At 66.1% G+C, this 1,371-nt stretch carries 1 protein-coding gene; it reads right to left on the minus strand.

What is annotated here, in order from left to right; genetic code table 11:
• A partial coding sequence (gene trkA, locus ACGLWX_RS18300) for a Trk system potassium transporter TrkA (protein WP_396241902.1) occupies nt 1–1,370 on the minus strand: 1,370 nt, incomplete at its 3' end.
• Nucleotide 1,371 lies beyond the last annotated feature (1 nt).

The following is a 1,371-nucleotide window of genomic DNA, read 5'->3' on the forward strand; positions in this document are numbered from 1 at the left end:
AAGAACGTCAAACCGACCTGGAACAGCCGCTCGACGTCGCGAATTCGGCGCTTGTCGATCACGAACAGAATCACGTGATCGCCGCTTTCCACCACCGCCTCGCCGTGGGCGATGATCACCTCCTTGCCACGCACCATCGCCCCGATGGTGGTGCCCTCGGGCAGCTCGATCTCCTTGACCGCCCGGCCCACCACTTTCGACGAGTTTTTGTCGCCGTGTGCGATCGCCTCGATCGCCTCGGCGGCGCCCCGGCGCAGCGAGTGGACATTGACGATGTCGCCCCGGCGCACGTGGGTCAGAAGGCTGCCGATGGTCGCCTGCTGCGGTGAAATCGCGATGTCGATCTCGCCGCCCTGAACCAGATCCACGTAGGCGGCGTTGTTGATCAGCGTCAGCACCTTCTTCGCCCCCAGCCGCTTGGCCAGCAGCGACGACATGATGTTGACCTCGTCGTCGTTGGTCAGCGCGCAGAAGATGTCGCAATCCTCGATGTTCTCTTCCTCGAGCAGGCGCTTGCTGGTAGCGCTGCCGTGCAGCACCACGGTGCGATCCAGGCGCTCGGAAAGGGTGGTGCAGCGCTCAAGGCTGTGTTCGATGATCTTGACCTGGTGGCTGTGCTCGAGATGCTCGGCCAGGCGCTCGCCGATGTTGCCGCCACCGGCGATCACCACCCGGCGAAAGCCGCGCTCGATGCGTCTGAGCTCGCTCATCACCGCGCGGATGTCGCGCCGCGCGGCGAGAAAGAACACCTCGTCGTCGGCCTCGATGACCGTGTCGCCGCGGGGGATGATCGGCCGGTTGCGCCGGTAGATCGCCGCCACGCGGGTGTCGACGTTGGGCATGTGGCGGCCCAGAAAGGCGAGGTCCTGCCCCACCAGCGGCCCGCCGTAGAACGCCTTGACCGCGACGAGCTGCACGAGCCCGCCGGCGAACTCCAGCACCTGCAGCGCCCCCGGGTGCTCGATCAGCCGGCGCACGTGGTCGGTGACCACCTGCTCGGGGCTGATCAGCACGTCGATGGGAATCGCCTCGTGGGCGAACAGGCCCTTGCGGGTCAGATAGGGCGTGGCGCGTACTCGGGCGATCTTGGTCGGCGTGCGAAACAGCGTATGGGCGACCTGGCAGGCGATCATGTTGACTTCGTCGGAGTTGGTGACGGCGATCAGCATGTCGGCGTCCTCGCAGCCGGCCTGGCGCAGCACGATGGGGTAGGAGCCGGCGCCGGTGACGGTACGGATGTCGAGGCGCGTGTGGAGTTCGCGGAGCTTGGCCGTGTTGGTGTCGACCACGGTGATATCGTTCTCTTCGCGCGCGAGGTGTTCGGCCAGCGTACCGCCGACCTGGCCGGCGCCGAGAATGATGATTTTCATG

Origin of the sequence: Halomonas sp. HMF6819, assembly GCF_044335525.1 — a bacterium.
Classification (GTDB): domain Bacteria; phylum Pseudomonadota; class Gammaproteobacteria; order Pseudomonadales; family Halomonadaceae; genus Vreelandella.